At 68.3% G+C, this 25,759-nt stretch carries 20 protein-coding genes; 12 read left to right on the top strand and 8 right to left on the bottom strand.

The features are described from left to right. Positions 1 to 20: 20 nt before the first annotated feature. The 3 genes from CFB35_RS32865 to CFB35_RS32855 form a co-directional block, all read right to left on the bottom strand. A complete protein-coding gene (locus CFB35_RS32865) occupies positions 21 to 1,466 on the bottom strand; it encodes an aldehyde dehydrogenase (RefSeq protein ID WP_059577804.1) in 1,446 nt (481 codons plus the stop codon). A 252-nt stretch (positions 1,467 to 1,718) separates the two neighbouring features. Then, positions 1,719 to 3,158 (bottom strand): APC family permease, encoded by a 1,440-nt coding sequence (locus tag CFB35_RS32860; protein WP_059577807.1) that lies wholly within the window; start codon positions 3,156 to 3,158, stop codon positions 1,719 to 1,721. Between the two features lie 283 nt (positions 3,159 to 3,441). Then, positions 3,442 to 4,386 (bottom strand): helix-turn-helix domain-containing protein, encoded by a 945-nt coding sequence (locus CFB35_RS32855; protein WP_059577810.1) that lies wholly within the window; start codon positions 4,384 to 4,386, stop codon positions 3,442 to 3,444. A gap of 568 nt (positions 4,387 to 4,954) precedes the next feature. Between CFB35_RS32855 and CFB35_RS32850 the strand changes: the two genes are divergently transcribed. Further along, positions 4,955 to 6,283 carry an MFS transporter gene (locus CFB35_RS32850; RefSeq protein ID WP_059577812.1) on the top strand — a complete coding sequence of 443 codons (1,329 nt, stop codon included), beginning with the start codon at positions 4,955 to 4,957 and terminating at the stop codon, positions 6,281 to 6,283. 25 nt (positions 6,284 to 6,308) lie between these two features. On the opposite strand, the gene CFB35_RS32845 is transcribed toward CFB35_RS32850, so the two are convergent. Then, positions 6,309 to 7,022 (bottom strand): FadR/GntR family transcriptional regulator, encoded by a 714-nt coding sequence (locus CFB35_RS32845; protein ID WP_059577814.1) that lies wholly within the window; start codon positions 7,020 to 7,022, stop codon positions 6,309 to 6,311. Positions 7,023 to 7,255: 233 nt separating this feature from the next. Between CFB35_RS32845 and CFB35_RS32840 the strand changes: the two genes are divergently transcribed. The 9 genes from CFB35_RS32840 to CFB35_RS32800 are packed head-to-tail and all read left to right on the top strand — an operon-like array spanning position 7,256 to position 16,833. Beyond that, a complete protein-coding gene (locus CFB35_RS32840) occupies positions 7,256 to 8,800 on the top strand; it encodes a sugar ABC transporter ATP-binding protein (protein WP_059577817.1) in 1,545 nt (514 codons plus the stop codon). Then, the gene (locus CFB35_RS32835) at positions 8,793 to 9,824 is read left to right on the top strand and encodes an ABC transporter permease (protein WP_059577820.1); all 1,032 of its coding nucleotides are present in this window, start codon (positions 8,793 to 8,795) and stop codon (positions 9,822 to 9,824) included. The genes CFB35_RS32840 and CFB35_RS32835 overlap by 8 nt, the downstream gene beginning before the upstream one ends. 42 nt (positions 9,825 to 9,866) lie before the next feature. Next, positions 9,867 to 10,817 carry an ABC transporter substrate-binding protein gene (locus CFB35_RS32830; protein ID WP_059577823.1) on the top strand — a complete coding sequence of 317 codons (951 nt, stop codon included), beginning with the start codon at positions 9,867 to 9,869 and terminating at the stop codon, positions 10,815 to 10,817. Positions 10,818 to 10,853: 36 nt separating this feature from the next. Continuing rightward, a complete protein-coding gene (locus tag CFB35_RS32825; protein ID WP_059577826.1) occupies positions 10,854 to 11,870 on the top strand; it encodes an aldo/keto reductase in 1,017 nt (338 codons plus the stop codon). Next, positions 11,867 to 12,742, top strand: coding sequence for an amidohydrolase (locus CFB35_RS32820; protein WP_081066639.1), 876 nt, complete (start codon positions 11,867 to 11,869; stop codon positions 12,740 to 12,742). The genes CFB35_RS32825 and CFB35_RS32820 overlap by 4 nt, the downstream gene beginning before the upstream one ends. Positions 12,743 to 12,764: 22 nt before the next feature. Further along, the gene (locus CFB35_RS32815; RefSeq protein WP_059577828.1) at positions 12,765 to 13,775 is read left to right on the top strand and encodes a zinc-binding alcohol dehydrogenase family protein; all 1,011 of its coding nucleotides are present in this window, start codon (positions 12,765 to 12,767) and stop codon (positions 13,773 to 13,775) included. 31 nt (positions 13,776 to 13,806) lie between these two features. After that, positions 13,807 to 14,988, top strand: a complete 1,182-nt coding sequence (locus tag CFB35_RS32810; RefSeq protein ID WP_059577833.1) for a D-mannonate oxidoreductase — start codon at positions 13,807 to 13,809, stop codon at positions 14,986 to 14,988. Beyond that, the gene (locus tag CFB35_RS32805; RefSeq protein WP_059577835.1) at positions 14,985 to 16,508 is read left to right on the top strand and encodes a UxaA family hydrolase; all 1,524 of its coding nucleotides are present in this window, start codon (positions 14,985 to 14,987) and stop codon (positions 16,506 to 16,508) included. The genes CFB35_RS32810 and CFB35_RS32805 overlap by 4 nt, the downstream gene beginning before the upstream one ends. Before the next feature lie 58 nt (positions 16,509 to 16,566). Continuing rightward, on the top strand, positions 16,567 to 16,833 hold the full coding sequence (locus tag CFB35_RS32800) for a hypothetical protein (RefSeq protein ID WP_230955195.1): 267 nt from the start codon (positions 16,567 to 16,569) through the stop codon (positions 16,831 to 16,833). A 56-nt stretch (positions 16,834 to 16,889) separates the two neighbouring features. On the opposite strand, the gene CFB35_RS32795 is transcribed toward CFB35_RS32800, so the two are convergent. The 3 genes from CFB35_RS32795 to CFB35_RS32785 form a co-directional block, all read right to left on the bottom strand. Next, positions 16,890 to 18,848 carry a phosphatase PAP2 family protein gene (locus CFB35_RS32795; RefSeq protein WP_060010476.1) on the bottom strand — a complete coding sequence of 653 codons (1,959 nt, stop codon included), beginning with the start codon at positions 18,846 to 18,848 and terminating at the stop codon, positions 16,890 to 16,892. Between the two features lie 190 nt (positions 18,849 to 19,038). Further along, positions 19,039 to 20,625 carry a methyl-accepting chemotaxis protein gene (locus CFB35_RS32790; RefSeq protein ID WP_059577843.1) on the bottom strand — a complete coding sequence of 529 codons (1,587 nt, stop codon included), beginning with the start codon at positions 20,623 to 20,625 and terminating at the stop codon, positions 19,039 to 19,041. Between the two features lie 137 nt (positions 20,626 to 20,762). Further along, complete coding sequence (locus tag CFB35_RS32785; RefSeq protein WP_059578044.1) at positions 20,763 to 22,283, bottom strand: sensor domain-containing diguanylate cyclase; 1,521 nt, start codon at positions 22,281 to 22,283, stop codon at positions 20,763 to 20,765. Between the two features lie 328 nt (positions 22,284 to 22,611). On the opposite strand from CFB35_RS32785, the gene CFB35_RS32780 reads away from it, so the two are divergent. Next, positions 22,612 to 24,429 carry a methyl-accepting chemotaxis protein gene (locus CFB35_RS32780; RefSeq protein WP_059577846.1) on the top strand — a complete coding sequence of 606 codons (1,818 nt, stop codon included), beginning with the start codon at positions 22,612 to 22,614 and terminating at the stop codon, positions 24,427 to 24,429. Between the two features lie 138 nt (positions 24,430 to 24,567). Here CFB35_RS32780 and CFB35_RS32775 read toward each other — a convergent pair whose 3' ends face one another. Continuing rightward, entirely contained in the window at positions 24,568 to 24,966 is a 399-nt protein-coding gene (locus CFB35_RS32775; protein WP_059898475.1) for a LysR substrate-binding domain-containing protein, read from the bottom strand. Here CFB35_RS32775 and CFB35_RS32770 point away from each other — a divergent pair. Then, positions 24,883 to 25,755, top strand: a complete 873-nt coding sequence (locus CFB35_RS32770; RefSeq protein WP_226094206.1) for an amidohydrolase — start codon at positions 24,883 to 24,885, stop codon at positions 25,753 to 25,755. The genes CFB35_RS32775 and CFB35_RS32770 overlap by 84 nt on opposite strands. The last annotated feature ends 4 nt before the right edge of the window (positions 25,756 to 25,759 follow it).

The following is a 25,759-nucleotide window of genomic DNA, read 5'->3' as shown; positions in this document are numbered from 1 at the left end:
GCGCGGTGCGCGCCGTCGGGTCACAGGGCTGCGGTGACGATCTTTTCCTCGAGGTACGCATCGAGCGCGGCCTTCGACAGGTCGCGCCCGATCCCGCTTTGCTTGGTGCCGCCCCACGGCAGGCGTGCGTCGATCGGGCTCCACGCGTTGATCGCGACCGCGCCGACGTCGAGCCGTTCGGCGACGCGGTGCGCGGTGCCGACGTCCTGCGTCCACACCGAGGCGGACAGACCGAACGGCGTGTCGTTGGCGATGCGAACGGCGTCGTCCTCGGTGTCGAACGGCATGACCATGCCGACCGGGCCGAATACCTCGTCGCGGGCGATCCGCATGCCCGGATGGACGCCGCCCAGAATCGTCGGGCGCATGAAGCACCCGCGCGGCGGCACCTGTTCGTCGCCGGCGAGCATCACCGCCCCTTCGGCGAGCGCGCCGTCGACGAGCGCTCGCACGCGTGCGAGGTGCCGCGGGTTGATGAGCGCGCCCATCTGCACGCCGGGCTCCGATGGCGGACCGACGCGCATCGCCCGGGCCGCGTCGGCAAGCCGTTCTTCGAGCGCCTGGGCGATCGAGCGGTGCGCGAGCACGCGCGAGCCGGCCGCGCACGTCTGCCCCTGGTTCGCGAACATGCCGGCCATCAGCGACGGAATCGCACGGTCGAGATCGGTGTCCGCGAAGACGATCTGCGCGGCCTTGCCGCCGAGTTCCAGCGTGACGCGCTTGAAGGTCCTTGCTGCCACGCCCGCGATCGCGCGGCCGACTTCGGTGCTGCCGGTGAAACTGATCTTGCTCACGAGCGGGTGCGCGACCAGCGCGGCGCCGACTTCCGCGCCCACGCCGTGGACGATGTTGACGACCCCGGCGGGAAGGCCGGCTTCGCAGACGAGTTCGCCGAGCCGGGCGACGGCCAGCGGCGTGTCCTCCGACGGCTTGACGACCACCGGGCAGCCGGCCGCCAGCGCCGGCGCGAGCTTCCACACGGCGATCATCAACGGCGCGTTCCACGGGATGATCAGACCGGCGACGCCCACCGGCGCACGCCGCGTGTAGCTGAGCGTCGGGCGGCCCATGAAGCCGTCGGTCGGAATCGTGCGGCCCTCGAGCTTGTCGGCCCAGCCGGCGAAGTAGCGCAGCGTGTCGATGCACATCGGGAGGTCCATCATGCGCATCTCGGCAAGCGGACGTCCCTGTTCGACGGCCAGCAATTCCGTCAGCGCATCGGCGTCGCGCTCGACCAGGTCCGCCAGCCGAAGCAGCCAGCGGGCGCGGGCCGCGCCGCCCGCGCGCGCCCAGGCGTCGTCTTGCAGCGCCGCGTGCGCGGCGCGCACCGCGCGATCGACGTCCTCGGCGGTCGATGCGGGCACGGCGGCCACGTAGTCGCCGGTCGCCGGCGCCAGTTTGTCGAAGGTGCGGCCGGCCGCTGCGTCGCAATGCCTGCCGTCGATCAGATTCTGAATTTTCATCATGGTGTCCGTGTTTCCAGGGGCGAATCGTCGGGCGGAACGGGGCGGCGGCGGGGGCGGCCGCCGCCGTGCTGCTTCGACGTCGCCTTTACTGTATGTCGATGGAATCGCGCGCCTTGTCCGCTATCGGCAACCGTTGCGGCGCGATCGGGATAGGGAATACCCGTGCCGGCGCGACACGTCGCATGGCGCGTGGGCGGCGGGAAAGCGTCGGGGCGGCGACGGGACGGCGGTGCGGCACCGTCCGGGCGGCGGTTATTGGACGGCGCGTCCGAGTGCGCGGTACAGGTCGGGGTCGCTGCGTTTCAACCGCAGCGCGGCGCGGATGCCGAGCGCGCCGACGGCGGCGAGGAAATACGGAAACATCGCGACGAAGGTCGAATCCGATCCGCTCAGCACCGACAGGTTGCGCACGACCAGCACGAGGCAGGCGCCGAGCGCGATCACGCTGACGAGCGGCGCGATCAGGCGGTGCACGAGGCTGGCGTCCCGATGGTCGCGCGCGAAGAACGCGATCACCGAGGCCGCCACCAGGATCTGCACCGCGATGATGCCGATCGTGGCCAGCGCGCTCATCCACGAGAACACGACCGCGAACGGGTCGAGGCGAAAGGCCGCCGATCCGGCGATGGCCGCGAGCGCGATCAGCGTCTGCACCTTGCCGGCGACGTCCGGGCAACGATGCACGGGGCACGTATGGCCGAGCTTGCGCCACAGCACGCGTTCGCGGCCCATCGCGTAGAAATAGCGCGTGATCGTGTTGTGGAACGACAGGATGGCCGCGAACAGGCTCGTGACGAGCAGGACGTTCATCGCGTCCGTCGCGATGCCGCCGAGCAGTCGACCGCTGACGGCGAACCAGAGGTTGGCCGGATCGCGTGCGGCCTGCGCGGCGATCGCGCGCTCGCCCCAGGCCTCGACGATCGCCCACGACGACAGCGCGTAGAACGCCATGATGAGGATCACGGCCACGTACGTGGCGCGCGGAATCGTGCGCTTCGGGTCGCGCGCCTCCTCGGAGAAGATCGCCGTGGCCTCGAAGCCCATGTACGAGCCGAGCACGAACACGAGCGCGGTGCCGAGCCCGGGCGCGAACACCATTGCCGGGCTGAACGGTTTCGCGCTGAAGCCGCCGGCGCTCGCGCCGTGCGCGATGATCGCGAGATCGAGCAGCATCACGATCGCGATCTCGCCGATCATCAGCATGCCGAGCAGCCGGCCGCTGAACTCGATGCGTCGCGCACCGCAGAAGTGCACGGCGACGACGCATGCGAGCGCGAATGCCCACCACGGCACGTCGACGCCGTAGTGCCGCTGGATGCTGTCGTTCAGGAAGAAGCCGAACATGCAGTAGATCGCGATCTGCACGGCGTTGTACGCGACGATCGCGACGAACGCGCCGCCCACGCCGGCGGGGCGCCCGAGCCCGTTCGCGATGTAGGCATAGAATGCGCCCGCGTTGGAGATGTGCCGGCTCATCGCCGCATAGCCGATGCTGAAGATCAGGTACATGACGCCCGCCAGCACGAAGACGCCGGGCACGCCGGGGCCGTTGCCGAGCGAGAACGCCGCGGGCGTCGCGCCGACCATCGCGGTGAGCGGCGCGGCCGCGGCGACGACGAAGAAAACGATGTGTGAAAGTCCGACGGCGTTCTTGCCGAGCCCCGCTTCGGACCGGGGTGACGATTCGTTCATGAGTAGTCCCGCTGGCCGGATCGTCCGTCAGGAATCGACACCGGCATGCCTGATCGATATCCCCGTGCCGCGCGCCGATGCTGACGAGCCGGCAATCGCTGCCGACGTTCATCGACGACACGGGTATGCGCTTGGACGGCCGCTCCATGCGGTGCAGCGGGCATGCGAGCGGAGCCGACGACAAAATTTACGGTGCCGAAAACACGGGCGTTGTCCGTTATCGGCAATCCGCATGCACCACGCGGCAGGGGATTACCCGGATGAGGCGGCGCGTGCGGTGCGCTCAGCTCAGCCGCGGCGTGTGCGACGGCAACTCGTGGAAATGCTGGTGGTAATACGCGGAGAAACGCCCGAAATGGCAAAAGCCGAATTGCGCTGCCGCGTCGCCGATCCGCATCGTCTCGGGCGTCGTCATCAGGAAGCGCCGCACCGCGTTCAGCCGGATCGAGCGGAGGTAGGCGGTCGGCGTGGTGCCGACCACGTTCTGGAAGCTGTATTGCAGCGTGCGGCGGCTGATTCGGAGGTGGTGACAGAGATCGATGACCGTCGGCACGTCGTCGCACTCCAGCGCGATTTCCTGGCTGCGGCGAACGATGTAGCTTTGCGTCGACGCCGACGGCAGCGCACCGGCATCCGGGTCGTCGGGCTGCACGAGGTCGAGCAGGATGCCGACCACACTGTGCGCGAGCACGCGTTCGTCGAACGCATCGCGCGCGGTGAGCGAGTCGCCGTCGAGCGCTTGGCGCAGCACGCGCTCGAGGCCGTCCAGCGCATTGCCGTAGCGTGCGGGCGAGATCGGCAGCACCGGCTGCTTCAGGATGCGGGCGGGCAGGTTCGCGAGTTCGTCCAGTTCGCGATCGGCGGTGAGCGTGCGGTCGATCGTGAAGGCGAGCACCTCGGTGTCGCACGGCAGGTGGGCGACGAATTCCTCGCCGCCGCGCAAGGTCAGCAGGCTCGGTCGCTCGACGGTGCGACCCTGGACCACGGGCGCGACCGCGCTGGCGATCGGCAGCGCGAAGCAGAGCCGGCCGCGCGGCGCGAGGCCGTGCTGCATCACGCGCTGGTTGATGCGTTCGCGAAAGACGTGGAAACGCTGGCCGGCGACCTGACGCAGCGTGGTCGTGGCGGTGCCCGGACTGATCTGGTCGTAGTGCTGCGACCAGTTCACGATCGCCTGGGAATGGAGGAACACATCGGAGAAGCACAGTGTTTCAGCGTGCAGGTTCATGGCGTGGCTAACGCATTCCGTCTGAAATTCGATGCCGGCCGAAGCCGGCCCATGTTGCCCGGGCGCGGGCAGCGCGCTCGCGCCATGCGCGCGGGTCGACTGGACTCGCCCGGATGGACGGCTTCCGAAGGCGCCGTGCCACGCGGCTAGTCCCGCCGACGATCATATCCAGAAAAAAACACCGGGTGACGCGATCGAAACCCGATCGGCGCTCGCTTGAAGGATGTTTTTGCAAATCTCATTATAGGGGATTGAATTTATCTTTATGGTGGGGTTTACATAGGGTGCGACGTGAGACCTTGCAGTAAGGGCAAAGCAGCGATTGGATGAGCATTGACCCGGTGCTTTCTTAAAAATCTGACGAATGTGGGTTGGAGGCATGACACGGTTAGCGTCCGAGGCGTTTTCTCGTGTTAACTACCAATGAATCCCGAATTGTGAGATTCGTATAATTCCCTCGCGACGCTTCGCGCAGCCTCTGTGCGCGCAACGCGTGGCGGCGCCACCGACGGCGGCCGCGAGCAACCCACGCGACGGCCGACGCATGTCCACATACCGGGAGCGGTCCATGTCCGAGTCACCCCCTGCCGTCTTGTATCGCCGGATCGCGCTGCGCGTGATTCCGTTTCTGTTCCTCTGCTACGTCGTCAACTTCGTCGATCGCGTCAACATCGGGTTCGCCAAGCTGCAGTTCCTGCAGGACCTCGGCTTGAGCGAAGCCGTATTCGGCTCCGCGACGGCGATCTTCTTCATCAGTTACGCCGCGTTCGAGGTGCCGAGCAATCTGGTGCTCGCGCGCATCGGCGCGAGCCGCACGCTCATGCGAATCATGGTGCTGTGGGGGCTTTGCACGGTGGCGCAGATGTTCGTGACCGGCAGCGTGTCGCTGTACGTGGTGCGCTTTCTGCTCGGCGCCGCCGAGGCCGGCTTCTTTCCGGGCCTGATCCTGTACCTGTCGTACTGGTTTCCGGATACGGTGCGCGCCCGTGTCAACAGCGTGCTGCTGCTCGCGGTGCCGGTCGCCGGCATGATCGGCGGGCCGCTGTCCGGCTGGATCATGGCGCACATGCAGGACGCGATGGGCATGCGCGGATGGCAGTGGCTGTTTCTGATCGAGGGATTGCCGGCCATCGCGCTCGGGCTGGTTGCGCTGCTGATGCTGAGCGACCGGCCGGAACAGGCGGCATGGCTGTCGCCTGCGGATCGGCGGGCGCTGTTGCGCGATCTCGACGCGGATCGGGCCGCGGCAGTGGTCGGCCATGATGGGGCCCGCGTGCTCGACATCGTTCGCAACGGTCGCGTGCTCGGGCTTGCCGCGATCTATTTCTGCGTCTACGTCGGGATGGGGACGGTGACGTTCTGGTCGCCCACGGTGCTGAAGGCGGCCGGGGTGTCGAGCGTCTCCGGAATCGGTTGGTTGTCCGGACTGATTTCCGTATTCACGATGATCGGCAACGTGGCGATCGCATGGAGTTCCGACCGATACGGCGAGCGCCGATGGCATACGGTGGCCTGCATGCTCGTCACCGCGTGCGGTTTGCTGCTTCTGCGCTTCTCGGTCGGCCACGTCTGGATCACCGTGACCTTGCTTGCGATCGCGCAGTTGTGCGCATTCACCGTGCCGATCGTTTTCTGGACGATTCCGGCGGCCCAACTGACCGGCCGCGCGGCGGCGGCGGGCATCGCGGTGATCAGCATGCTCGGTTCGCTCGGCGGCGCGTTCAGTTCGTGGCTGGTCGGTGCCCTGTTCGTGCGTACCGGCGCGCCGTATGCCGGGTTCGGCGTGGTCGCGGGGCTGCTGGTGGTCGGCTCGGTGCTGGTGACGAGCCTAGTGCCGCGCACGCTGCCGCCGCGCCGCACGGCGAGCGATCGGGCAGCGTTGCAGGGCGTTGAATAGCGCGTTGCCGGCGCCCGTGCGCCGGTCAATCCGGCTCCGAATCCGGCTCGGCTTTCAGCCCGCCCTCGATCCACCGCGCTTCGGACGCGCGAAGATGCGCGCGAATGGCCGTCTGGGCCGCGATCGGATCGCCGGCCTGCAGCGCGAGCAGCACGTCCTCGTGCTCGCGCACGGCGGCGGTCCACGTCTGCGGATTTTCCGCGTGGCCGCGCATGGCGGCCGCGATCGGGTCGTGGCGGCTGTCGAACAGCTCGCCGACGAAGCGCGTGAGCACCGAATTGCCGGCGGCTTCCGCGATCAGCATGTGGAATTGCCGGTCGGCCTCGACGGGCGATTTGCCGGCCTCCGCGAGCCGCTTCATGCGCTGAACCGTGCGGCGCAGGCGTTCGAGCATCGCGGCCGTCATCCGTGCGGCGGCCAGCGCTGCCACGCTGCCTTCGACGGCCGCGCGGGCCTGCATCAATTCCGACGGACTGTCGCCGAGCGTGGCCATCGGGCCGACGGCGTCGGCCGCCGTGTCGCGGACATAGACGCCGGAGCCCATCCGGATTTCGATCTGGCCGCCGATTTCCAGCGCGATCAGCGCCTCGCGAAGCGACGGACGCGATACGCCGAGCGTCAGCGCCAACTCGCGCTCCGGCGGCAGCCGCTCGCCGATCGCGAATTCGCCCTGGCGAATCAACGCGACGATCTGGGCCGCGACCGATTGGTAAAGCCGCTTGGGTTCTGTCGATTTCATCCGATCGATTGAGGTCAATGCGCTCTCGGCACAAGCGCGTGTCGCGGAGTCTATCACGCCTGCCTCATTGCCCCATGCAGCGGCTCATTCAGCCGGGTGTCCGGGTTTTTACCATTGGTAAGATCAGATTGAAATAGATAAATTGGCTTGACCAAAACGGGTTCGATTGCTGTAATTCATCCAAATTGGACTGACCAGGCGAAGCCGAGGTCGATCCGCCTCAAGGAGACGCAATGGCAATGCCTCGCAATCTGCCCGGTCAGGCCGCACAGGACGAAGCGGACCGGGAGATCCTGCGCCTGGAAGGGATTCGCAAGCGCTTCCCGGGCGTCGTCGCGCTCGACGGCATTCGCCTCGATCTGCGCCGCGGCGAGGTGCATGCGGTGTGCGGCGAAAACGGCGCGGGCAAATCCACGCTGATGAAGATCATCAGCGGCCAGTACCTGCCTGACGAGGGCGTCGTTTACTATCGCGGCGCGCCGGTGCGGTTTCGTTCGGCCTCCGAAGCGCAGGCGGCCGGCATCGCGATCATTCACCAGGAGCTCAATCTCGTCCCGCACCTGAGCGTCGCGGAGAACCTGTTCCTCGCACGCGAGCCGCGGCGCGGGCCGTTCGTCGACACGAAACGCATGAATGCGGATGCGGCGCGCTGCATCGCGCGAATCGGCCTGAACGTCGCGCCGACCACGAAGGTCGGCGTGCTGTCCATCGCGCAGCAGCAGATGGTCGAGATCGCGAAGGCGTTGTCGCTCGATGCGCGCGTGCTGATCATGGACGAACCCACGTCGTCGTTGACGGAAGCGGAAACGGTGCAGCTCTTTCGCATCATCGAGGAACTGCGCGCCGACGGCGTGGCGATTCTGTATATCTCGCACCGGCTCGACGAAATGGCGCAGATCGTCGATCGTGTGACCGTGCTGCGTGATGGACGCCACATCTCGACGGACGATTTCGCCGACGTGAGCATCGACGACATCGTCGCGCGCATGGTCGGACGCACGCTCGACGACGCGTATCCGTCGCGGCAGTCGGCGCCGACGGACGACGTGCTGCTCGACGTGCGCGACCTGCGCCGCGACGGCGTGTTCGGACCGGTGTCGTTCGCGCTGCGCCGCGGCGAGATCCTGGGTTTCGCGGGATTGATGGGGGCCGGACGCACCGAGATCGCCCGCGCGATCTTCGGCGCGGATCGCCCGGACGGCGGCACGATCGCGCTGCACGGCCGGCCCGTGACGATCCGCTCGCCGCGCGAGGCGATCCGGCACGGCATCGCGTATCTGTCGGAGGACCGCAAGAAGGAGGGGCTCGCGCTGCCGATGCCCGTCGCGGCCAACCTCACGCTCGCGAACGTGCGCGGCATCGCGTCACGCTTCGGATTCCTGCGCTTCGACGACGAGCTCGACGTGGCGCGCCGCTACGTGCAGGACCTCGCGATTCGCACGCCGTCCGTGCATCAGCGTGTGCGCAACCTGTCCGGCGGCAACCAGCAGAAGGTCGTCATCGGCAAATGGCTGTACCGCGGCTCGAAGATTCTGTTCTTCGACGAGCCGACGCGCGGCATCGACGTCGGTGCGAAATTCGCGATCTACGGGCTGATGGACCGGCTCGCCGCCGATGGCGTCGGCGTCGTGCTGATCAGCTCGGAATTGCCCGAACTGCTCGGCATGACCGACCGGATCGCCGTCTTTCACGAAGGTCGAATGACCGCATTGCTCGACACGAAACACACCAGTCAGGAGGAGATCATGCACTACGCGTCGGGGCGTTCCCATGCTTGAAATGACATCCGATCGAAGCCAGGCCGACGAGCGGGCGGCGCGACAGCGGCGGCGCGACCTGATCCAGAAGTTCGCGGCGCTCGGCAGCCTCGTCGTGCTCGTGTTCGCGTTCTCGATATCGAGCGCGGCGTTCTTCTCGGTCGACAACCTGATGACCGTCGGCCTGCAGGTCACGTCCATCGCCTATCTGGGCGTGGCCGCCACCTGCGTGATCATCACGGGCGGCATCGACCTGTCGGTCGGCTCGGTGCTCGCGCTGGCCGGCGTGTGCGCGGCGCTGCTCGTCAAGGCCGGCGTGCCGGTGCCTGCCGCGATGGCGGCCGGCATCCTGGTCGGTGCGCTATGCGGGCTCGTCAACGGCATCTGCGTGACGCGCATGGGCCTGCCGCCGTTCATCGCGACGCTCGGCATGATGCTCGTCGCGCGCGGCATCGCGCTCCAGATCACGGGCGCGAGGCCCGTCTCGGATCTCGGCGACGCGTTCGGCGCGCTCGGCAACGGCGCGCTGCTGCGGATCTCGCGCATCGGCGCGGACGGCTTCCCCGACACGACGTTTCCCGGCATCCCGTATCCGGTCGTGATCATGGTCGTGCTGTTCGTCGTGGTGTCCGTGCTGCTGTCGAGAACGTCGCTCGGCCGTCATATCTACGCGGTCGGATCGAACGCGGAAGCCGCGCGGCTGTCGGGCGTGAACGTGCAGGGCGTGAAGCTGTTCACCTACGTGCTGTCCGGCGCGCTCGCGGGCGTGACCGGCTGCGTGCTGATGTCGCGGCTCGTCACCGGGCAGCCGAACGAGGGCGTGATGTACGAACTCGACGCCATCGCCAGCTCGGTCATCGGCGGCACGTCGCTGATGGGTGGCGTCGGCACGATTTCCGGCACGGCGATCGGCGCGTTCGTGATCGGCGTGCTGCGCAACGGCCTGAACATGAACGGCGTGTCGAGCTTCATCCAGCAGATCATCATCGGCGTCGTGATCCTGGGCACGGTGTGGATCGACCAGTTGCGCAATCGCCGGCCCTGACCGGCGGCAAGCAGTCCCTACCAACGAGAAGCGGAGCGAGACATGAACAAATCCATCCTGCTGGCGGCATCGGCGTGCGTGTTCGCGGCGGCGTGCAACAGCGGCGCGTATGCGGCGGGCGGCGAGATCGCCGTGATCGTCAAGACGGTCAATTCGAACTACTGGCAGAACGTGCAGAAAGGCGCGAAGGCGGCGCTCGACGGCGCCAAGGGCTACACGATGACGTTCCAGGGGCCGGCGGCCGAGTCCGACATCAGCGGGCAGGTCAACATGGTCGACAACGCGGTCACGCGTCATGTGGCGGGCATCGTGCTCGCGCCGTCCGATCCCGATGCGCTCGTGCCCGCGATCAAGAAGGCGTGGGAAGCGCACATTCCCGTCGTGCTGATCGACTCGGCCATCTCGGATGCCGGCAAGCCGTACTACCAGGCGTTCCTGTCGACCGACAACGAGAAGGCCGGCGCGTTGTGCGCGAAGGCGCTAATCGATCGCGTCGGGCAGTCCGGCAAGATCGCGATCATGTCGTACGTGCCGGGCGCGGGGTCCGAGGTCAGCCGCGTCGGCGGGTTCCGCAAGTACATCGAGAGCCATTCGAAGCTGCAGATCGTCGGCCCGTACTACTCGCAATCGCAAATGGCGACCGCGCTGAACCAGACGACCGACGTGCTGTCGGCGAACCCCGACCTGAAGGGCATCTTCGGCGCGAACGAGCCGACCGCGGTCGGCATGGGCCGCGCGCTGAAGCAGTCGGGCAAGGCGGGCAAGGTCGTGGCGATCGGCTTCGACGGCAACGAGGATCTGCAGGGCTTCGTGCGCGACGGCACCGTGCAGGCGATCGCCGTGCAGGGTTCGTGGCAGATGGGGAACCAGGGCGTGCGCACGGCGCTCGACGTGATCGAGCGCAAGCCCGCGCCGAAGCTGATCGATACCGGCGTCGTGATGGTCGACAAGCAGAACCTCGATTCGCAGGCGGCGAAGAATGTCCTGTACTGATCGCCCGTGCCGCTTTTCCGCATCGAGTCGTCACGCATGAACGCGAACGATACGCGCACCTTGCCGCGCAGCGGGCTGACGGTGTCCGCGCTCGGTCTCGGCTGCTCGCAGCTCGGCGGCCTGTATCGGCCGATGTCGGCGGCCGACGCGGCCGCGCTCGTCGACGCCGCGTGGGCGGCCGGCCTGCGCTATTTCGACACCGCGCCGTATTACGGCTACACGCTGTCCGAGCGGCGCGTGGGCGCGGGGCTCGCCCCGCGCGAGCGCGGCGCCTTCACGCTCAGCACGAAGGTCGGGCGGCTGATGCGCGCCGACCCGAGCGTGCGGCCGGGCGACGACGGCTGGGCCGAGCCGCTGCCGTTCCGGCCCGTCTACGACTACAGCTACGACGGCATCCTGCGCTCGTACGAGGACAGCCGGCAACGGCTCGGGCTCGCGCGGATCGACATGCTGTACGTGCACGACATCGGTGCGATGACGCATGGCGATCGTCATGCGCACTACTGGGAACAGCTGACCCGCGGCGGCGGGTTTCGCGCGCTGGAGGCACTGCGCTCGGGCGGCGAGATCGGCGCGTTCGGTCTTGGCGTGAACGAGTGGGAAGTCGCGGCCGACGCGCTGAACGAAGCGGCGCTCGACGCCGTGCTGCTGGCCGGCCGCTACACGCTGCTCGAACAGACGGCGCTCGAACCGCTGCTCGACGCGTGCGCCCGTGACGGGACGGCGATCGTGATCGGCGGCGTGTTCAATTCCGGCGTGCTCGTCGGCAACGGCAAGTTCAACTATGCGGACGCGAGCGCCGACGTGATCGACAAGGCGACGCGCCTGGGCGCGCTGTGCAGGCGCTTCGACGTGCCGCTTCCCGCCGCCGCCTTGCAGTTTCCGTTCGGCCATCCGGCCGTCGTGTCGTGCGTGATCGGCGCGCGCAGCGTGGCCCAGTTGAAGCAGAACATCGAATGGCTCGAGCGCCCCGCGCCGGCCGAACTGTGGGCTGCGTTGCGCGACGAAGGCTTGATCGACGCGCGCGCGCCGCTTCCGGGATCCCACGCATGACCATGCGCATCGACGCCCATCAGCACTACTGGCGAATCGGCGCGCGGGCCGGCTGCTGGCCGCCGGCCGAGCTCGACGCGATTCACCGGGATTTCGGCCCCGCCGATCTGGCGCCGCTGCTCGACGCCGCGCGTATCGACACCACCGTGCTCGTGCAATCGCTGCCGAGCGAAGCCGACACGCGCTTTCTGCTCGATCTCGCGGCCGACACCCCGACGGTCGGCGCCGTGGTCGGCTGGGTCGACCTGAAGGCCGACGACGCAGCGGCGCGGATCGCGGCATTTGCGGCCGCGCCGAAGGCGCGCGGCTTGCGCCCGATGCTGCAGGATCTGCCCGACGACGCATGGATCGACGATCCGCGGCTGGATCGCGCGGTCGCCGCGATGCTCGAGCACGCGCTGCGTTTCGATGCGCTGGTGATGCCGCGCCATCTCGATGCGCTGCACGCGTTCGCGCGACGCCATCCCGATCTGCCGATCGTGATCGATCACGGTGCGAAGCCGTTCATCGAGCGCGGCGAATTGCAGCCGTGGCTGTCGGCGATGCGCCGGCTCGCGAGCCTGCCGAATCTTCATTGCAAGCTGTCCGGCCTCTGGACGGAGGCCGGGCCGTCCGCCGGCCCGGAGCTGGTGCGGGCGCGCACGCGGCCGTATGTCCACGCACTGGCCGACCTGTTCGGGCCGACGCGCCTGATGTGGGGCAGCGACTGGCCGGTGCTGCGGCTGGCGTCGGCGTGCGGCGGCTACGGCGACTGGCTGGCCGCGTGCGAGGACGATTGCGCGCGGTGGCTCGGCGCCGCGGCGCTGGACGGCGTCTTCGGCGGCAATGCATGCCGCTTCTACCGGATCGACACCGCACGCCACGACGAATGAACCCGAACGAAAGGAACCCGACATGCTCAGCGTGATTTGCGAATCCCCCGGCGTGCTGCGCGTGCAGCAGCGCGAACTGCCCGTGCGCGGCAGCGGCGAAGTGATGTTGCGCGTGCAACGGGTCGGCATCTGCGGCACCGACCTGCACATCTTCACCGGCAACCAGCCTTACCTCGAATATCCGCGCGTGATGGGTCACGAGCTTTCCGCAGTCGTCGTCGAGGCGGAACCGGCGTCGGGGCTCGGCGCCGGCGACGCGGTGTACGTGATGCCGTATCTGTCGTGCGGACACTGCATCGCATGCCGTCACGGCAACACGAACTGCTGCGTGAACATCAAGGTGCTCGGCGTGCATCGCGACGGTGCGCTGGCCGAATACCTGAGCGTACCCGCGCAGTTCGTGCACAAGGCCGACGGCATTTCGCTCGATCAGGCGGCGATGCTGGAATTCCTCGCGATCGGCGCGCATGCGGTGCGCCGCGCGGACGTTCGCGCCGGGCAGCGGGCGCTGGTCGTCGGCGCCGGGCCGATCGGCATGGCCGCGATGATCTTCGCGAAACTGCGCGGCGCCGACGTCACGTGCCTCGACACGCGGGCGGATCGACTGGCGTTCTGCCGGCAGCATCTGGCCGTCGACGCGACGGTGGAGGTGGGCGCGGACGATACGGCGCGTCTCGCGGAATTGACGAACGGCGAGTATTTCGAGGCGGTGTTCGACGCGACGGGCAACCTCGATGCGATGAATCGCGGCTTCGAGTTCGTCGCGCACGGCGGCAAATACACGTTGATCTCGATCGTGCGCGGGCACGTCGCGTTTTCGGATCCCGAATTCCACAAGCGGGAGACCACGCTGCTCGCGAGCCGCAATGCGACGGCCGAGGATTTCGCGACGGTGCTCGACGCGATGCGTGCCGGGCGCATTCCCGACCGCGCGCTGAACACGCACCGGATGCGGCTCGAGGACGTGCCGGACGCGCTTCCGCGGCTGCTGGAAGCGGGGCAGACCGTCGTGAAGGCGCTCGTCGAATGCTGAGCGATCGAATCCGGCACGCGGAGCGCACGCGATGACGCCGCCGATCCTGCAGTTCGGCACGAGCCGCTTCCTGCTGGCGCACGTCGACCTGTTCGTCTCCCAGGCGCTGGACGACGGCAACGCGATGGGCGGCATCGGCATCGTGCAGACGACCGGCAATCCGGCCAGCCGCGCGAGAATCGACGCGCTGCGCGCCACCGGTCGCTATCCGGTGCGGATTCGCGGGCGCGAGCACGGCGGTGTCGTCGACGAAATCGTCGAGTGCCACGCCGTGCATCGCGCGTGGGATGCCGAGCGCGACTGGGCGGAAATACGCGGCGCAGCGATCGAGACGGTGCGCGTGATCGTGTCGAATACCGGCGACGCAGGCTATCGCGCCGATCCGCGCGACGCCGCGGACCTGCTGGCCCGGCCGGAGCACGCGCCGCGCGGTTTTCCGGCGAAGCTGCTGGCGCTGCTGCATGCGCGCTGGCAGGCGCGGCCCGATGACGGCGTCTCCATCCTGCCGTGCGAACTCGTGACGAACAACGGCGACACGCTGCGCGACATCGTGCTGGGCCTCGCACGCGCGTGGCGGCTGCCCGACGCGTTCGCCGACTATCTGTGCAACCGCTGCGTGTGGGTCAACTCGCTCGTCGACCGCATCGTGTCCGAGCCGCTTCATCCGGTCGGCGCGGTCGCGGAGCCGTACGCGCTATGGGCGATCGAACGGCGTGCCGGCATGGCGCTGCCGTGCCGGCACGCGCAGATCGTCGTCACCGACGATTTGCGCAGCCACGAGCGCCTGAAGCTGTTCTTCCTCAATCTCGGGCACAGCTGGCTCGCGCAGCAGTGGCTCGAGGCGGGGCGCGACGCGTCGGAGACGGTACTGGACGCGATGAACGACGCGCGGCTACGCGACGGTCTCGAGGCCGTGTGGCGCGATGAAGTCGCACCGGTATTCGTGGCGCTGGGCTTGCGCGAAACGGCCGAACGCTACGTCGACAGCGTGCGCGAGCGTTTTCTCAATCCGTTTCTCGCGCATCGCATCGCCGATATCGCCGTCAATCATCGCGAGAAGGTGGCGCGGCGGATCGAGCCGTTGCTCGCGCTCGTGGATTCGCTGGCGCTGTCGGCCGAACAACCGCGCTTGCGGCAACTCGTCGCCCGCCATGAACCGGCGGCCGGCGCTCCGGCGGCCAGCATCGCAACGACAGGGAGAGATGCATCGTGAAGCCACCGGCAATCGTGATCCTTCACGGCGACGACAACGTCGCCGTCGCACTCGACGCGCTGGCGCCGGACGTGCCGATCGACGTGCGCGGCGCACCGCTGCGGCTGGCGGACGCGGTGCCGGCCGGCCACAAGGTCGCCACCGCGCCGATCGCGCGCGGCGACGCGATCGTCAAATGCGGGCAGCCGATCGGCGTCGCGCTGCGCGACATCGCCGCCGGCGAGCATGTGCACGTGCACAACGTCGGGATGCCCGAGCGGCATGCGCACGATGACGGGCCCGCCGGCGACGCGCACGACGTTCCCGCGGATCGCCGCGACACCTTCGACGGATTCGTGCGGCCCGACGGCAGCGTGGGTACCCGCAACTACGTCGGCGTGATCGCGAGCGTCAACTGTTCGGCGAGCGTCTGTCATGCGATCGCCGATGCATACCGGCACGGCGCGCTCGATGCATTCGGCCATGTCGACGGCGTCGTCGCGATCACCCATCAGAGCGGCTGCGGCATGTCGGCGACCGGGGACGGCATCGAGCTGCTGCGGCGCACGCTCGTCGGCTACGCGCGCAACCCGAATTTCGCCGGCGTGCTGCTCGTCGGCCTCGGCTGCGAGGTCAACCAGGTCGGGGCGCTCGCGCAACGGCTCGACGCGGCGGCGCCCGGCACGGTGCGCACGCTGGTGATCCAGGACGAGGGCGGCGTGCGCGACACCGTCGCTCGCGGCGTGTCGATCGTGCGGGAGTTGGTGGAGGCGGCCGACGGCGCGCGGCGCAGCACCGTGCCGGCATCGCGGCTGACCGTCGGCCTGCAATGCGGCGGCTCCGACGGTTACTCGGGCATCACCGCGAATCCGGCGCTCGGCGCGGCCGTCGACCTGCTGGTTCGCAACGGCGGCACCGCGATTCTGTCGGAGACGCCCGAGATCTACGGCGCCGAGCATTTGCTGATCGCGCGGGCGGCGTCGCGCGACGTGGCCGAGCGTCTGCTCGGCAGGTTGCAATGGTGGGAGCGCTACGTCGCCGACAACGGCGGCGAAATGAACAACAACCCGTCGCCCGGCAATCTCGCCGGCGGCATCACGACGATTCTCGAGAAGTCGCTCGGCGCGGTGTCGAAGGGCGGCCGCTCGCCGCTTCGCGCCGTCTACGATTATGCGGAGCCGGTGCGGCAAGCGGGGCTCGTGTTCATGGATACGCCCGGTTACGACCCGGTGTCGGCCACCGGGCAGATCGCCGGCGGCGCGAATCTCGTGTGCTTCACGACGGGCCGCGGTTCGGTGTTCGGCTCGAAGCCGGTGCCGACGATCAAGATCGCGACGACGAGCGGCCTGTTCGAGCGAATGCAATCGGACATGGATTTCGACAGCGGCGGGATCGTCGCCGGTTCGCTCACGGTCGACGAAGCGGGCGCGCGGCTGTTCCGGCTGATGCTCGACGTCGCGTCCGGACGACGATCGCGCAGCGAGGACAACGGCATCGGCGAACGCGAGTTCGTGCCGTGGCTGCGCGGCGCGGTCATGTGACGCAACGTGCGACGGTGCGCCCTCGCACGGCGAAGGAGAAGTCGCGATGGAAACCAGCATGAGCGAGCCGACGATCGGCGAAACCGGTCACGACGGCTCACTGTCCGAACTCGAGAAGGGGTTGCTGGGCGAGGCGCTGCGGTTGCTCGCCGAGACGCGCGCGCGTGCGCTGGAACTGTGTGCCGAGGTCAGCCGGCGGCAGGGCGGCGCCGCGCCGGACGTCCACGATTTCAACCTGCCGACGATCATCGAGCTGCAACGGCGGTTCGCTACACGACCTCGCCCGGACGGCGCGGGCATGGCAGCCTCCGGTCGGTTCGCGTAGCGCAAGCCGAAGCCGCCCGTGGGCGGCGCCGTTGCAGGATCGATCTTCCGTGCCGGTCAGGCGGCCGACAGCGTGATCGACACGCCCGCCGCGGTGTAGACCGGCGTGGCCTTGAACCCGTCGACCGTCACCGTCGCGAACTTCGCGGCGGCCGCCGCGCCGTCGATCAGCGCGATGGTGTCGCCCGCCTTCGGCGTGTAGCCGTTCACGAATTTCACATGCAGCGTGCCGCCCGCGATGGTGAGCGGGCCGCCCACGCGCAGACGTCCGCCGCCGTGGCCGTCGATGTCGAGTTCGAGCGTCGTGTTGTCGAGCTGCGTGTAGCGGGTGGCGATCGTCACCGGCGCGGCGGCCGCGATCCGCACGCTGCCGCCCGGGCCGACGTACACGTCGCCCTTGCCGAAAGCCGTCGCCGACGCGGCCGCCAGCGTGCCGCCGCTTACCTGCGTGCCGCCCGTGTAGCCGTTGTTGCCCGCCAGCGTCAGCGTGCCGCTGCCCTGCAGCGTCAGCTTGCCGGCGCCTGAAACGTCGTTGCGCCATACGTCGGCGGCATTGAGCCCGCCCTGCGACGCATCCATCGATACGATCACGTTGCCGTTGAACGCGCCGTAACCGTCGGCGGCCGCGAACAGGTTCAGGCGGCCCCAGCCTTCCGCGTCGTCCATCACCGGATAGCCGGACGGCAGCTCGGTGGTCTTCAGCACGACGCGCCGCTGGTCGGGGCTCAGGTACGGGAAGCGCGTCTGCAGCAGGATCTCCGCGCCCTTCGGCACGACCGGCGGCGCGTTCGTCGATTCGATCGCACCGAAGCCGAACGTCATGCGGCGCAGGAACGCGGTTTTGTTCGCCGCGTAGTCGGCGAAGCGGTCGGTGGCCGTCGTGCCCGAACGCGCGAATGCGGAGAACGTCGCGGCGCTCGTTCCCGTCAGTTGTTGCAGCGTCTGATGGGCTTGCGTGTAGGCAGCCTGCGCGTCGCCGGCGTACGCGGTCAGGTTCGCCGCGCTGACGGCCAGCGCGAGCATGCGCCCGCCGATCACGTCGAGCGGCGAATGCATGCCGGCGAGGATCCGGTTCTCGCCGAGCTCGAGGCCGCGGCTGATCATCTCCTGGAAGCGTTCCGGCACGAGCCACGCCATCGTCGTCGCATCGCGCATCGCTTCGGCCGTGTGGCCGCTGATGAAGCCGCCGTCGGTCGCGGGCGTCGCGCTTTCGGCCGGCACGAGCGTCGGCGCGACGACCACGCTCGTGCTCCAGCGGTACGGGCGCGCGTATTTGAAGAAGCGCTTCGACGGTTCGGTCGACGCGTTGTTGCCCATTTCGTTGAGCAGGTCGACGACCTTCCCGAAGCTGGCGTTGCCGCTGCTGCTGCCGACGCCGACGTTGTTGCCGGCGTCGTTGTACAGCACGGTCGTCGCATCGGCGGGCACGGTGGTGATGCTGGTCGTCTGCTGGGCGGCGGTGCGCCACGCGGCGGTGAGCGGGCCCATGCCGTCGGTCACGCTGTATCCCTTGCCGCGCCGGTCGTCGTAGTACGCGGCGTCGGCCTGTTGCGGCGTACGGGCGGTCGTCGCGTTGATCACGTACTGCACGTTGGCCGACAGCACCGCGTCGTTCAGGATCGTGCCGCACGGCACGCCGCTGTTCGGCAGCCCGGAGCAGGGCGATGGCGAGATGGCGGGGAACGCGCCGTTCGCCGGCGCGCTCACGCCCGCGTCGACCAGCATCGTCGCCGGTTGCCAGAGATCGAGGAAGCGGCTCAGCACGCGCACCGCGGCGTTGGTCGACAGCGTCGCATAGCGCGCGTCGCCGCGCTGGTTGGTCGCGACGTTGTCGACGAAAGCCGGCGCGCTCGGGATCGGCGCGCTGTCGACGAAGCCGGGGTCGGCGGGCGGCGCCGGAACGGCCGCGGCGATCGTGCCGGTCGACGCGACGTCGTCGCCGCCGCAGGCAGCCAGTACGATCGCACTCGACAATGCGGCGACGTGCAGCGGGAAACGGCTTCGTGACGCAAACATGCAAGACTCCATCCTGATGGTAAAGATGGAGGATTGTGGTGAGCGATCGTTACGCGGTCGTTACGGAATTGTTTCGCGTCGTACGCAGCGGGCGAAAATTCCCACTATTTGGTTAATTTCCGGTGCTGAACATGACGGACGCCGGAATCCACGCGTCGTCCGTCACCGATACGGGGCGGCGGGCGCGGGCCTACGCGCTCGCCGTGCGCGTCTCCAGCCGGAACAGCGAGACGGCCTCGGCAAGCCGCAGCCCCTGTTCCTCGAGCGACTTCGACGCGGCGGCCGCCTGCTCGACGAGCGCCGCATTCTGCTGCGTGACCTCGTCCATTTGCGTAATGGCCAGATTGACCTGCTCGATGCCGCGGCTCTGCTCGCTCGACGCCGCGGCGATCTCGCCCATGATGTCGGTCACGCGCGAGATCGCGTGCGTGACCTGGCTCATCGTCTCGCCCGCGTTGTTCGCGATCTGCGAGCCGTCCTGGATTTTCCGGACCGATTGCGAGATCAGTTCGCGAATTTCCTTCGCGGCGCTCGACGAACGCTGCGCAAGACTTCTGACTTCGCTGGCCACCACCGCGAAGCCGCGGCCCTGTTCGCCGGCGCGCGCGGCCTCCACGGCCGCGTTGAGCGCGAGAATGTTGGTCTGGAACGCGATCCCTTCGATGATCCCGGTGATCTCGGCGATCTTGGCGGAACTCGCGCTGATGTCCGTCATCGTGTCGACCATCAGGCCGACGGCCGAGCTGCCGCGCTGCGCGACCTCCGATGCGTTGTCGGCCAGGCCGCTCGCCTGCTGCGCGTTGTCGGCGTTCAGGCGCACGGTGGACGTCAGTTGCTCCATGCTCGACGCGGTTTCCTGCAGCGACGCGGCCTGCTGTTCCGTGCGGGACGAAAGGTCCTGGTTGCCGGACGCGATTTCGCCTGCCCCCGTCGCGACGTTGCCCGAGGCGGTACGGACTTCCGAGATCAGCCGGATCAGGTTCGCCTGCATGTCGCGCATGGAGGCCAGCACGCTGCCGGCCGGCGCGGCGCCGGTCGCGGATTCGGCGCCGAGATCGCCGGCGGCGATATGGCGGGCGATATCGCTGAGCGCGGCAGGCTCCGTGCCCAGCGCGCGCAGCAGGCCGCGGGTGATGAAGAGGCCCGAGATCGCGGCCGCGGCCGCGGCGGCGATGCAGATCGCGATCAGCATCAGTCGTCGCGACGTATAGCGGTCATCCGATTCCCTCACCCGTTGGGCGGCCATCGTGCGCGAGAACGTCGCATACGCGTCGGTGGCCGCGACGAGCCGGGCCAGCAGCGGTCGGCACTGTTCGTTGATCATCGTGATCGCCTGATCGCGCCGGTTGTTCGCCGCCGCTTCGACGATGGCGCGCGCGACGGGGCCGTACTGCGCCTCGACCGCCCCGATTTGCCGAACCAGTTCGCGGGCCTTGTCGGTCGCGCCGCTGCCGACGCGGACCGCATTCGTCAATTCACCCAGCAGCGCGCCGACTTCGCGGTCGGCCTGCAGTGCGGCTTCCTTCTCGATGTCCGCATCGCGTGGCCCGGACGCCAGGACCTGGTTGCGGGCGGCGATCGCGCGCCGGTCGACCGCGGCGAGAACCTTGTCCGCCAGGGTCGCGCGGGCGTTGATGCCGTTGACATAGTCGTCGAATGCCGCGTTCGCGTTGCCGAGCGACACGATGCCGACGAGCGAGACGAGCACGACCGTGCACGTAAGAAGTCCGAAAGCCATGATCAGCTTCATGCGAACCGTTAATCGTCGATCATTCATAGGAAGAATCCATGGGTGTTATTAAATAGATTTCCTGATTATCGGAACCCTGGATGAACAGTTTAGGAACGCTGCGCGCGGCAATCGTTTGCGAGTGACCCGTCGTCAAAAAAATTTCAGACGGCGCCCGGCGTGCGTCACGCCGAGCGGGTGAACGGCTCCGGTTCCGCACGACACACGCGGTTTCTGCCTTCGCGCTTCGCGCGATAGAGCGCCATGTCCGCCTGATGCGACAGCGCGTGCACGGTGGTAGGGCGTGCGCGATGGCCGGTCGCGCAGCCGATGCTGACGGTGAAGGGCGGCACGGTTTTGGTGAACCTGTCGAGCGCGTTGCCTTCGACTTCGCGGCGAATCGCCTCCGCGACCTGCGCCGCGCCGGTTTCGTCCGTATCGGGCAATACCGCGACGAATTCCTCGCCGCCGTACCGCGCGGCGAGGTCGCCGCGCCGCCGCGTATGCGCGCGGATGCATTCGGCGAGAAAGCGCAGCGCGGTGTCGCCCACCGCGTGGCCGTGCCGGTCGTTGTACTGCTTGAAGTGATCGGCGTCGATGAACAGAATCGACAGGCTGCCGTCGCCGCCCCGTTGCAGCCGCTCCCATTCGTCGGCCAGCGCGGTATCGAGCGCGCGGCGATTGTGCAGGCCCGTCAGCGGATCGGTCCGAGTGAGCTCGGTCAGCAGCGTCTGCTTGCGCAGGTTGTCGCGCAACGCGAACGCCAGCAGCCAGACCACGGCGCAGAACAGCGTGCTGATCACGATGGCCGACACGCCGACCGTCCACGACAGACGACGGATGCCGGCCAGCACGTCGTGTTCGGCCGGCGCGACGACCGCGATCAGCGGCGTGCCCGGTATCCGCTGGTACGTATACAAGCGCACGACGCCGTCGATGCTCGAACGGGCGGGATAGAAGCCCGATTCGCTGTTCACCATCCGCTTGAACGATTTCGAGCGACGCAGGAGGTTCATCTGGCTGTCGTTCAATGACGGGTTTCTCGCGAGGATCGTGCCGTCCGCGCGCACGATCGCGCTGACCCCGTTCGGGCCGACGTCGAGGCGGGACAGGAGCTGCTCGAAGTAAGCGAGATCGATGGCGACGACCACGATCCCGTCGAACGCATGATCCGGCCGCTCGATGCGCCGCGACAGCGCGATCGACTCCTTGCCGCCGCGCGAGCGCGCCCGATAAGGCTGGGACACGTAGAGCCCGACGTTGTCCGCGTCGCGATGAACCTTGAAGTAGTCGCGATCGCTGAAGTCCCAGCGATGGGTCGTGCCGCAGCATCCATCGATCAACTGGCCGCGCCGGTCGGTCACGCCCATGCCGGTGAGGTACTGGGCCGCGGTGCGCTCGAACAGCAGATCGTGCCGCAACCCGGTGTCCATGCGCTGTACGGCCTGCTTGCCCAGGTCGGCAGCCAGCGCGACCAGCGCGTTGTTCGACGTTTCGACCGTCCGCGCGATCTGGCTCGCGAGCACGGCCGCGACGTTGCGCGACGTCTCGTGCGCATGCTCGATGACTTCGATTCGCGCGGCCCACAGCGTCGCCGCGCTGATCCCGAGCGCCGCGAGCGACATCAGCGTGCCCAACGCGCCGACGACGAGCGGGTGGCGTCCGGCCCAGTCGGCGATTTTCTCGATCGAAGTGAAGGCGGGCATGCTCGCGCTCATAGGGGAAGCCGGCTGCCGGGGCGTCGGCTCGGGTCAAATCCGGGTTAACGGCATGGTTAACCGAAAATCGAGGCCGGCGGGCGGCCCCGTCGGCGCGCGCGATCCGCCCACTGCGACGCAAACGTGTGCGACCGAAGCGGCTGGCCGCGTCGCACGCATCGTATCGGCTGCCGGCCGCGAACTTGTCCTTATGGGCGGCCTCCGCGCCGGCCATTCGGCACGACTCAATTTCCTGCCGTCGGTGCCGTTAAATGAATAAGGGTCGGCTCGTTCATCGATCCAGTTCAATCACGCGGTAACGGAGACCGAAGTCATCATGCTGTCATCTATTCGCGCACGGATACTGGCGACGTGTGTCGCCATCGTCGTGACGGCGCTGGCCGTAACGGGAGGACTCGTTTATTACGTCGTCAAGACCCACAACGACGAGGCCATCGACCAGAATCACAAGTCCATCCTGGCCGGCCACGCGCTGGCGATCGACGAGTGGGTGGCGAGCCGGTCGCGCGAAACCCAGGCGCTCGCGGATACGATCGCGATCGGCGAAGGCGACCCGGTGCCGGCGTTGAAGCTGCTCGGCAAGTCGGGCGGCTTCGAGGTGCTGACGCTCGGCCTGCCCGACAAGACGGCATTCTCGAACGTGCCGCTCGCGCCCGGCTACGACCCGACCGCGCGGCCCTGGTACAAGCAGGCCGTCGGCGCGGGCCATCTGGTCGTGACGGCGCTCTACCGCGATGCGACGAGTGGCAAGCCGGCCGTCGCGTTCGCGGTGCCGGTGGTGCGCGACGGCGTGGTGAAGGGCGTGCTGGCAGCCAGCCTGTTCATGGAGAACGTGAGCTCGATCGTGACCTCCGTTCACCCGACGCCGGCGAGCTTCGCATTTCTGGTGGACAAGGGCGCTCGCGTGATCGCGTCGGCCAAGACCGACCTGATCATGAAGCCGGCCACCGGTCTGTCGCCGGAACTCGATGCCGATCGCCTCGGCGCGCTGCAGACGGCGTCCGCGCCCGTCGCGGTCGACATCGACGGCGCCGCCAAGCTGATGCGTGCCCGGCCGATCGCCGGCACCGACTGGTCGCTGGTGCTCGCGCTCGACAAGGGCGACGTGACGGCCGGCATGCGCGCGGTCGCGACGACCACGCTGCTGGCGATCGTGATCGTCGCCGTCATCGCGGCCGCGCTCGTCGGCGCGATGACGAACGCGGCCTTCAAGCGCATCCTGATGGTGCGCGACGCGCTCACGGACGTATCGAGCGGCAGCGGCGACCTGACGAAACGGCTGCCGGCCGACGGTGCGGACGAAGCCGCGCAGATCGCGCACGCGTTCAACGCGTTCGCCGAGAAGATCAGTGCGATCCTGCTGCAGATCCGTGCGTTCAGCGCGTCAGTCAACCTCGCGAGCGCCGAGATCGCCCAGGGCAACCAGGATCTGTCGGCCCGCACCGAACACGCGGCGTCGAGCCTGCAGGAAACGGCCGCCGCGCTCGAGGAGATCGCCGGCACGGCCCGCAACTCGGCCGATGCGGCGAGCCAGGTGAACCGTCTGGCGGAATCGGCGTCGGATGTCGCGCTGCGGGGCGGCACGGTCGTGCGCGAAGTCGTCTCGACGATGAACGACATCACGCAGGCGTCGGCAGAGATCGCCAACATCGTCGGCGTGATCGACGGCATCGCGTTCCAGACCAACATCCTCGCGTTGAACGCCGCCGTCGAGGCGGCGCGCGCGAACGAGCACGGCCGCGGCTTCGCGGTCGTCGCCGGGGAAGTGCGTGCGCTCGCGCAGCGCAGCGCGCAGGCCGCGCGGGAAATCAAGCAGCTGATCCACTCGTCGGTCGAGAAGATCGAAGGCGGCTCCGGGCTCGTCCAGACAGCCGGTGCGACGATGGACGAAATCGTCGACGGCGTGCGCAACATCACGAGCGTGATCGCCGAGATCAGCGTCGCCGCGAAGGAGCAGAGCACGGGGCTCGAGCAGGTGAATCAGGCGGTGTCGCAGCTCGACGACACGACGCAGCAGAACGCGGCGCTCGTCGAGCAATCGGCGGCCGCGGCGACGTCGCTGCGCGAGCAGGCGGCCCGGCTCGCGCAGACGGTCGGCGAGTTCAAGCTGGCGGAGCGGCCAGTGGCGGCTTGACGGTCAGCGTGACGGGGGTGGCGAGCACCGGCTTCACGGGCCGCGCCGCCGGAGCACGGCGACGCCGTCCGCCCCGAGTACACCGAGGCCGGCGTCGACCACGGACGTGTGCAACGCCATCCCATCGTGTCGGCGGGGCTATTCGCCCGCACCGGCAGCGAGCCACACGACCTGATCGCTCCAGGGCTGGTCGCGCGTAAAGCGGAACAGTGTGTCCTTGAGCAGGCGGATCCACGCATCGACCAGTCGTGACGGACGATTTTCGCGCAACGTGCTGATCGACACGGTCGAGCGAATCGCCGGCCGCTCGATCGCGATCGCCTTCAATTCGCCCCTCGCCAGTTCTTCCCGGATCGCGACGTAGGTGAGCAGCGAATAGCCGACGCCCGCGCGGACGAGCTGCTTGGTCAGCGCGACGCTGTCGATCTCGAATTCGACGCGCAGCCGGACGCCGTGCTGAACGGCGGCCTGCCACCGCCGCTGGCCGAACCACGCCGGCCGCTCTTGCGCCTGCCTGCCAACAGCTGCGACGCGCATTGCCATGTGTTCGGGCCGTTCGACCGTTACCCGTTGCCTGACGATCGCAGCTTCGATCCGTCCGCCGCGCCGGAAACGGCGTTGCGGCGCCTGCACGAGCGCCTCGGCTTCTCGCGCGCCGTGATCGTGCAGAGCCAGGGACATGGGTTCGATCACCGCGCGATGCTTGATGCGTTGCGCAATGGAGCCGGGCGTTACAAGGGCGTCGCGCTCGTTCGGCCGGGCGACCCGGACGCGCTTCTTGCGGAGTACGACGCGAACGGGGTGTGCGGCGCACGGTTCAACTTCCTCGCGCATCTCGGCGGCCGTCCGGACCTGGACGCGGTCAGGACGGTCGCCGCCCGCATCCGGCCGCTCGGCTGGCATATGGCGATTCACGTGTCCGGGCAGGACATCGCCGAATTTTCCCCGTTCATCCGTTCGCTCGACATGCCGGTGGTCATCGACCACATGGCGCGGGTCGATATCGACGAAGGAGCGGACAGCCCGTCGGTGCGTGCCCTGTGTGCGTTGCTCGATACCGGAAACGTGTGGGTCAAGCTGTCGGGCGCGGACCGGATGTCCAAAACCGGTGCGCCGTTCGAGGACACGTTGCCCGTCGCGCGCCGCTTCGCCGAGCACGCGCCCGAACGCGTGCTATGGGGCAGCGACTGGCCGCATGTGAACCTGGGCCATCCGATGCCGGACGACGGCGACCTCGTCGACCTGATCGAGCGGATCGTGCCGGACGAGACGCGCCGCATCCGGATGCTGGTCGACAATCCCGCCCATTTCTTCGGATTCAGGTGAACCC

The sequence above is a fragment of the Burkholderia sp. AU16482 genome, assembly GCF_002223285.1.
In the GTDB taxonomy this organism is placed as follows: domain Bacteria; phylum Pseudomonadota; class Gammaproteobacteria; order Burkholderiales; family Burkholderiaceae; genus Burkholderia; species Burkholderia semiarida.
The sequence above is the reverse complement of the archived record's forward strand: the minus strand, read 5'-3'. Positions and strand labels throughout refer to the sequence as shown.

Bases quoted from the DNA above. Each gene is read 5' to 3' on its own strand.
- CFB35_RS32865 (WP_059577804.1), bottom strand. From the start codon at position 1,466: ATGATGAAAATTCAGAATCTGATCGACGGCAGGCATTGCGACGCAGCG.
- CFB35_RS32860 (WP_059577807.1), bottom strand. From the start codon at position 3,158: ATGAACGAATCGTCACCCCGGTCCGAAGCGGGGCTCGGCAAGAACGCC.
- CFB35_RS32855 (WP_059577810.1), bottom strand. From the start codon at position 4,386: ATGAACCTGCACGCTGAAACACTGTGCTTCTCCGATGTGTTCCTCCAT.
- CFB35_RS32850 (WP_059577812.1), top strand. From the start codon at position 4,955: ATGTCCGAGTCACCCCCTGCCGTCTTGTATCGCCGGATCGCGCTGCGC.
- CFB35_RS32845 (WP_059577814.1), bottom strand. From the start codon at position 7,022: ATGAAATCGACAGAACCCAAGCGGCTTTACCAATCGGTCGCGGCCCAG.
- CFB35_RS32840 (WP_059577817.1), top strand. From the start codon at position 7,256: ATGGCAATGCCTCGCAATCTGCCCGGTCAGGCCGCACAGGACGAAGCG.
- CFB35_RS32835 (WP_059577820.1), top strand. From the start codon at position 8,793: ATGCTTGAAATGACATCCGATCGAAGCCAGGCCGACGAGCGGGCGGCG.
- CFB35_RS32830 (WP_059577823.1), top strand. From the start codon at position 9,867: ATGAACAAATCCATCCTGCTGGCGGCATCGGCGTGCGTGTTCGCGGCG.
- CFB35_RS32825 (WP_059577826.1), top strand. From the start codon at position 10,854: ATGAACGCGAACGATACGCGCACCTTGCCGCGCAGCGGGCTGACGGTG.
- CFB35_RS32820 (WP_081066639.1), top strand. From the start codon at position 11,867: ATGACCATGCGCATCGACGCCCATCAGCACTACTGGCGAATCGGCGCG.
- CFB35_RS32815 (WP_059577828.1), top strand. From the start codon at position 12,765: ATGCTCAGCGTGATTTGCGAATCCCCCGGCGTGCTGCGCGTGCAGCAG.
- CFB35_RS32810 (WP_059577833.1), top strand. From the start codon at position 13,807: ATGACGCCGCCGATCCTGCAGTTCGGCACGAGCCGCTTCCTGCTGGCG.
- CFB35_RS32800 (WP_230955195.1), top strand. From the start codon at position 16,567: ATGAGCGAGCCGACGATCGGCGAAACCGGTCACGACGGCTCACTGTCC.
- CFB35_RS32795 (WP_060010476.1), bottom strand. From the start codon at position 18,848: ATGTTTGCGTCACGAAGCCGTTTCCCGCTGCACGTCGCCGCATTGTCG.
- CFB35_RS32790 (WP_059577843.1), bottom strand. From the start codon at position 20,625: ATGAATGATCGACGATTAACGGTTCGCATGAAGCTGATCATGGCTTTC.
- CFB35_RS32785 (WP_059578044.1), bottom strand. From the start codon at position 22,283: ATGCCCGCCTTCACTTCGATCGAGAAAATCGCCGACTGGGCCGGACGC.
- CFB35_RS32780 (WP_059577846.1), top strand. From the start codon at position 22,612: ATGCTGTCATCTATTCGCGCACGGATACTGGCGACGTGTGTCGCCATC.
- CFB35_RS32775 (WP_059898475.1), bottom strand. From the start codon at position 24,966: ATGCGCGTCGCAGCTGTTGGCAGGCAGGCGCAAGAGCGGCCGGCGTGG.